The organism is Paludibacterium sp. B53371, from assembly GCF_018802765.1.
Classification (GTDB): domain Bacteria; phylum Pseudomonadota; class Gammaproteobacteria; order Burkholderiales; family Chromobacteriaceae; genus Paludibacterium.
In genome coordinates, this window is sequence record NZ_CP069163.1 from 3,620,713 (window position 1) to 3,626,872 (window position 6,160).

Consider the following 6,160-nt stretch of genomic DNA (forward strand, 5'->3'; position numbering starts at 1 on the left):
ACACAGAGGAAAACCTGCCCATGAACCTTGCCAGAGACACCGATTCAGCCGCCATGCTGGCCCGGCTGGGCACCATCATCGCAGCCCGCACCGTCGGCAACGAAGACCGGGAATCCGGCATTCCGAACCTGAGCTTCTACCGGCGCGAAAACCGCACCGAACCCTGTGCCTGCCTGGTGGAACCCAGCCTGGTGCTGGTGGTACAGGGCAGCAAGCAGATGCTGGTGGGCGACCAGCACTATCCCTACAATGCCGAACATTTTCTGCTGACCGCCATCGACCTGCCGGCCAGCTCGCAAGTCCTGGAGGCCAGCCAAGACACCCCCTGCCTGGGCATGGTGCTGCGCCTCGACCTGAGCATCATGAACGAACTGATCGCCCAGGGCGGCCTCTGCCCGCCGCCGGAACGCCCGGCCGGCGGCCAGTGCATGGCCCAGGGCAAAGTGACCCCGAGCCTGCTCGACGCCTTCTGCCGCCTGCTGGCCCTGCTCGACCAGCCGCAACACCTGGCCGTGCTCGGCCCCCTGATCCAGCGCGAAATCCACTACCGCCTGCTGGTCAGCGAACAAGCCTCGCGCCTGTGGCACATCCTCTCCGCCGGCAGCAACAGCCAGCGCATCGCCCGCGCCATCGACTGGCTGAAAACCCACTACACCGAACCACTGACCATCGACGAACTGGCATCCCGGGCACAAATGAGCCCCTCCAGCCTGCACCACCACTTCCGCCAACTCACCGCCATGAGCCCGCTGCAATACGTCAAATGGCTGCGACTCAACGAAGCCCGGCGCCTGATGCTCAACGACGGACTGGAAGCCGCCACCGCCGCCTTCCGCGTCGGCTACGAAAGCCCGTCCCAGTTCAGCCGCGAATACGGCCGCCTGTTCGGCCTGCCCCCCAAGCGCGACATCAGCCAGATGACACGACAAAGCGCCTAGCCCAGTCACCCAGGGGTCAGGTCTTGTATTTTGCATCGAGACGCAAAATACAAGACCTGACCCCGTCATGATGGCCTTCCTGTTTTCTGAAGTTGCAGGCGGCAGGAAATCGTTGGCACATCCAGGCATCCAAGCGGTTTTGTCAGTGCGGAGGCTTCGATGTCCAGACCGTTACGTATCGAATTTGCAGGGGCAACTTACCATGTCACCACACGAGGTAATCAACAGCAGCAGGTGTTTCTGGACGAGCACGACCGGACTGGCTTCCTCACCCTGCTGAGTGATGTTTGCACGCATTTCAACTGGCAGGTCTATGCCTACTGCCTGATGGGCAACCATTACCACCTGCTGCTGCAAACCCTGCATGGCAACTTGTCCAGAGGCATGCGCCAGCTCAACGGCGTCTATACCCAGACGTTCAATCGTCGCCATCAGCGGGTGGGGCATGTGTTTCAGGGGCGATATCACGCGGTACTGGTCGATGCCGATGCGCATCTGCTGGAGGTCGCACGCTACGTGGTGCTGAACCCGGTCCGTGCCGGGCTGGTGCAACAGGTTGCGCAGTGGCGCTGGAGCAGCTACTCGGCCATGCTGCAAGACAGCACAAGCCCCTGGCTGGCCACCCGCAGCCTGCTGGCGATGTTTGCCGAAGATCGTGCCATGGCGCGCCTGCACTACCGGCAATTTGTCCAGCAAGGCCTGAGTGCGGCCTCCCCCTGGCACCAGTTGCAAGGGCAGGTGTTTCTGGGCGATGACGCCTTTGTCGCGCAAATGCAGCGCCGGGCCAAAAAAGTCGTGTCCGTGCCGACCGCCAGTGAAATCCCCAGGGTCCAGCGCCGACTGCCGGCACCAACGCTGACCCAGTGTGTGAGTCAAACCTCAGACAGGAATGAAGCCATCCGGCTGGCATGGCAGAGCGGCGGCTTTACCCTGGTACAACTCGCCGCTTATTTCGGCCTGCACTACGCCACCATCAGCCGGATCATTGCAGGGAAAAAGGCCGGCTGAAGCATCACGCCAAGACGGCGCAAAGACGGCGCGCAAAGACGGGGTCAGGTCTTGTTTTTTGCATCACGACGCAAAAAACAAGACCTGACCCCGTCTTGGATGCTTTATTTGCCGATGCAGAAGCGGCTGAAGATGACGCCCAGCAGGTCGTCCGAGCTGAATTCGCCGGTGATCTCCGACAAGGCGTGCTGAGCCAGTCGCAGTTCTTCGGCGAAGATTTCGATCTGCTGCCAGCCGGTGGCGGCCAGTTCCAGATGGTGGGCGGCGCGGGCGATGGCGTCCATGTGGCGCGCCCGGGCCAGATAAACCCCCTCGCTGCCGCCGCTGAAGCCAATCATCTGCAACAGCCGCGCCTTGAGCAGATCCACCCCGTCCTGCGTCTTGGCCGACAGATACACCGCCGGGTGACCGTTGTGCGTATCCTGCTGCGCGACATCGTCGGTCAGGTCGATCTTGTTGAACACAAAGACCAGCGGCAGGCTGGCCGGCAGCCGTGCCAGAATCGCCTCCAGCGCCTCGTCCACCCCCTCCTGACTATCCACCAGCACCAGCGCCAGATCCGCGGTTTCCACCGCCTGCCAGGTACGCTCGATGCCGATGCGCTCGACCACATCATTGGTCTCGCGCAGACCGGCGGTATCGATAATGTGCATCGGCACCCCGTCCAGCACGATTTCCTCGCGCACCGTATCGCGGGTAGTGCCGGCGATGTCGGTGACAATCGCCACCTCATCGCCGGCCAGCGCGTTCATCAGGCTCGACTTGCCGACATTCGGCTGGCCGACCAGCACCACATGCATGCCCTCGCGCAGAATCGCCCCCTGACGCGCGGTGGCACGCACCTTTTCCAGCCGCTCGCGCAACGTTGCCAGCTTGCCGGTGGCATCCGCCGCCTTGAGGAAGTCGATGTCCTCCTCCGGGAAATCCAGCGTCGCCTCGACCAGCATGCGCAGCGTGATCAGCTCGTCAGTCAGCGCATGAATTTCGTCCGAGAACGCCCCCTTGAGCGACTTGAGCGCACTGCGCGCCGCCGACTCGCTGGCAGCGTCGATCAGATCGGCCACACTCTCCGCCTGCGCCAGATCCATCTTGTCGTTGAGGAAGGCCCGCTTGGAAAACTCGCCCGGCTCGGCCAGCCTCGCCCCCAGCTCGACACAACGCGCCAGCAGCATGCGCATCACCACCGGCCCGCCATGTCCCTGCAACTCGATCACATCCTCGCCGGTAAACGAATTCGGCCCGGGGAAATACAACAGCAGCCCATTGTCGATGGCATGGCCGTCGGCGGCCAGGAAATCGGTATACAGCGCATAACGCGGCTTCGGCGTCTTGCCGCCGGCAATCGCGCTGGCAAACGGCAGCAGATCGCGGCCGGAAATGCGGATGACGCCGACACCGCCGCGACCGGGCGCGGTAGCGATGGCACAGATGGTGACCGGACTGTAGGCAATGGACATGGTCGACTCTTGAAAGTGAAAAAGCCCAACCGCAGGCGGTCGGGCTCGTGGATCAGATCAGCCGTGAATCAGCTCTGTTGAGCAACCTTCTTGGCCTGTTCGATCGAGCGGTTGATGTACCACTGCTGCGCGATCGACAGGATGCTGTTGACCGTATAGTAGAGCACCAGGCCCGCCGGGAAGAAGAAGAACATGATCGAGAATGCCAGCGGCATGATCTTCATCATCTTCGCCTGCACCGGATCGGTGGGCGGCGGGTTCAGGAACGTCTGCAGGAACATGGTGGCCATCATGATGATCGGCAACAGGCCGACCGGCATGTGAATCACCGGAATGGTAAACAACGCTTCCGGACGAGCCAGGTCGGTGTACCACAGAATCCACGGCGCCTGACGCAGCTCAACCGACGACAGCAGCGCCCAGTACAGACCGATGAACACCGGGATCTGGATCAGCATCGGCAGGCAGCCGCCCAGCGGATTGACCTTCTCGCTCTTGTACATTTCCATGACCGCCTGCTGGAACTTGACGCGGTCATCACCGAACTGTTCCTTCAGACGCTCCAGACGCGGCGACAAGGCCTTCATCTTGCCCATCGAGCGATACGAAGCCGCGGTCAGCGGGTAGAACACCGCCTTGACGATCAGCGTCAGCAGGATGATGGCCCAGCCCCAGTTCGACACCAGACCGTGCAGCTTGGTCAGCAGCCAGAACAGCGGCGAAGCGAAGATATAGAAGATACCGTAGTCCTTGGAGTACTCCAGGCCATCCGCCACCTTGGTGATGGTGCTGTACTCTTCCGGGCCGGCATACAGCGGCACGGTCAGGTCAAAGGTCTTGCCCGGGGCGATCGGCTTCAGATCCAGCAGCGCGTCAGCCGAGTACAGACCATCCCTGGCACCCATGTCGAAGCGGCAGCTCTTCACCGCCAGGCACACGTCCTGGCCACCGGTCGGCTTCATCAGCCAGGCGGTCATGAAGTAGTGCTGCAGCATGCCGATCCAGCCACCGTGACCGTCCTTGGTGTAATCGCCCTTGCCCTTGACCAGATCGTCAAACTTCACCTTCTGGAACTTGTTGGCTTCGGTGTACACCGCCGGACCGGTAAAGGTCTGGGCAAAACTGCTCGCGCCTTCCGGTGCCTTGCCGTCGCGCATCAGGCGATAGTAGGCCGTCGGCGCGATCGGGGTGCTGCCGCCATTGGTGATCTCATAACGCACGCCGATGTCGTAGGAACCGCGCTTGAAGATGTAGATCTTGCTCACCTTGACGCCGTTGGCATCCGGGGCAGTCAGCTTCACTTCCAGCGAGTCACCGGTCAGCTGATAGCTTTGCTGAGCCGAGGTGAACACGGTCTTGTGCGTCGGCAGAGCCGGGTTGCTGTCCGCCAGCAGACCGGTCTGAGCCACATACACGCGGCCATTGGTGTCGGTCAGCAGATCGAACGGCTTCTTGGCATCCGTGGTCGAGTCATGCTTCAGCAGCTGCAGGGAACGCAGATCGCCACCCGTGGTGTCGATTTCGGCGTGGATCAGGTCAGTATTGACCGTGATGCGCTGACCACGGGCCAGCTTGTCCACTTCTGCGGCACTGGTGTTGCCGGCAGGTTGGGCCGCGGCGCTGGCCGAGGCGGTCTGGCTTTGCACGACAGCGGCGGGCTGCGGCTTGGGCGCGAATTTTTCCTGCCAGATCAGCAGAATGCCCAAGGACAGCACGATAAACAGGATAAGGCGCTTGGAATCCATCTTGGTTACCGGAAAGTTAGGGTACCGGGTCATAGCCGCTGCCGCCCCAGGGGTGACAGCGCGCAATCCGTTTTGCCGCGAGCGCGGTGCCTTTGCAGGCACCGTGTTTCCTCACTGCTTCGATCGCATAGCTAGAACAGGTGGGCATAAAGCGGCACCGGGGCGCGAGCCACGGGCTGATGGCCAGCTGATAGAAACGGATCAGGAGGATGAGGAGTCGCGACATCGAGCTAGTTTAGCAAACAGAGCCGACAATGCGATGACAGCTTCGGAACTTTTGTCGCGATCAAAGACAAGCTTGGAGCGCACTACAAAGTCCATGCCACCGAGCTGGTGCTGGTTGAGCCGGAACCACTCGCGCACGGTGCGCTTGATATAGTTGCGGCGAACCGCCCGTTTGGCGACCTTCTTGCCGACCACCAGACCCAGACGGGGGTGGCCCAGATCGTTCGGCCGGGCAAACACCTGAAAGAGAGCATTGCTGCGTGCCTGCCGCATACCAAAAACGGATGAAAAATCATCCGTTTTCAGAAGCCGGTGGGCGCGGCGAAAGCTGTAGTCCAAGTCCGGTTATACGGCCAGACGCTTACGACCCTTGGCGCGGCGAGCAGCCAGGACGGCGCGGCCACCACGGGTCTTAGAGCGGACGAGGAAGCCGTGGGTGCGCTTGCGGCGCGTGGTAGAAGGCTGATAAGTACGCTTCATGATGCGGTGTTCCTATTATCGAAACGGTAAAGAGATAAACGCGAGATTTGACAACATGTTACAGGAAAAGTCAACCGCTAATTTTTTATGCGCCTGTGGATAACTAGGGCAAAAACCATTAGAATGATGGCTGTTTGCAGAACCCCGGCCGAGTCCTTGTGCCTGAACCAACCAACAGGTGCCAACCGGGGTCCTTCGTATCCATGCCGAATACCGCTCCGGGCGCGGCAACGCGCCGGAGCTCCCGCCGCCTTCCAGCTCCGGATCACGGCGGGATTTTGCTTTAAGAACATTGCGTAAAACATTA

7 protein-coding genes are annotated in these 6,160 nt (G+C 61.2%); 2 read left to right on the forward strand and 5 right to left on the reverse strand.

Annotated elements, in window-relative coordinates; all coding sequences use genetic code 11:
• Positions 1 to 20: 20 nt before the first annotated feature.
• Positions 21 to 938 (forward strand): AraC family transcriptional regulator, encoded by a 918-nt coding sequence (locus tag JNO51_RS17260; protein ID WP_215779824.1) that lies wholly within the window; start codon positions 21 to 23, stop codon positions 936 to 938.
• A 159-nt stretch (positions 939 to 1,097) separates the two neighbouring features.
• A complete protein-coding gene (locus tag JNO51_RS17265) occupies positions 1,098 to 1,946 on the forward strand; it encodes a transposase (protein WP_215779827.1) in 849 nt (282 codons plus the stop codon).
• Positions 1,947 to 2,050: 104 nt separating this feature from the next.
• On the opposite strand, the gene mnmE is transcribed toward JNO51_RS17265, so the two are convergent.
• From mnmE to rpmH, 5 genes are all read right to left on the reverse strand, one after another.
• The gene (gene mnmE, locus JNO51_RS17270; RefSeq protein WP_215779829.1) at positions 2,051 to 3,403 is read right to left on the reverse strand and encodes a tRNA uridine-5-carboxymethylaminomethyl(34) synthesis GTPase MnmE; all 1,353 of its coding nucleotides are present in this window, start codon (positions 3,401 to 3,403) and stop codon (positions 2,051 to 2,053) included.
• Between the two features lie 68 nt (positions 3,404 to 3,471).
• On the reverse strand, positions 3,472 to 5,148 hold the full coding sequence (gene yidC / locus JNO51_RS17275) for a membrane protein insertase YidC (RefSeq protein WP_215779832.1): 1,677 nt from the start codon (positions 5,146 to 5,148) through the stop codon (positions 3,472 to 3,474).
• 16 nt (positions 5,149 to 5,164) lie between these two features.
• Entirely contained in the window at positions 5,165 to 5,374 is a 210-nt protein-coding gene (gene yidD / locus JNO51_RS17280) for a membrane protein insertion efficiency factor YidD (RefSeq protein WP_215779834.1), read from the reverse strand.
• Positions 5,350 to 5,712, reverse strand: coding sequence for a ribonuclease P protein component (rnpA, locus tag JNO51_RS17285; protein ID WP_215779836.1), 363 nt, complete (start codon positions 5,710 to 5,712; stop codon positions 5,350 to 5,352). The genes yidD and rnpA overlap by 25 nt, the downstream gene beginning before the upstream one ends.
• 6 nt (positions 5,713 to 5,718) lie before the next feature.
• Entirely contained in the window at positions 5,719 to 5,853 is a 135-nt protein-coding gene (gene rpmH, locus JNO51_RS17290; protein WP_008955801.1) for a 50S ribosomal protein L34, read from the reverse strand.
• Between the last annotated feature and the right edge of the window lie 307 nt (positions 5,854 to 6,160).

What these genes read in the sequence shown, in the direction of transcription:
- JNO51_RS17260 (WP_215779824.1), top strand. Translation starts at nt 21, where the DNA reads ATGAACCTTGCCAGAGACACCGATTCAGCCGCCATGCTGGCCCGGCTG.
- JNO51_RS17265 (WP_215779827.1), top strand. Translation starts at nt 1,098, where the DNA reads ATGTCCAGACCGTTACGTATCGAATTTGCAGGGGCAACTTACCATGTC.
- mnmE (WP_215779829.1), bottom strand. Translation starts at nt 3,403, where the DNA reads ATGTCCATTGCCTACAGTCCGGTCACCATCTGTGCCATCGCTACCGCG.
- yidC (WP_215779832.1), bottom strand. Translation starts at nt 5,148, where the DNA reads ATGGATTCCAAGCGCCTTATCCTGTTTATCGTGCTGTCCTTGGGCATT.
- yidD (WP_215779834.1), bottom strand. Translation starts at nt 5,374, where the DNA reads ATGTCGCGACTCCTCATCCTCCTGATCCGTTTCTATCAGCTGGCCATC.
- rpmH (WP_008955801.1), bottom strand. Translation starts at nt 5,853, where the DNA reads ATGAAGCGTACTTATCAGCCTTCTACCACGCGCCGCAAGCGCACCCAC.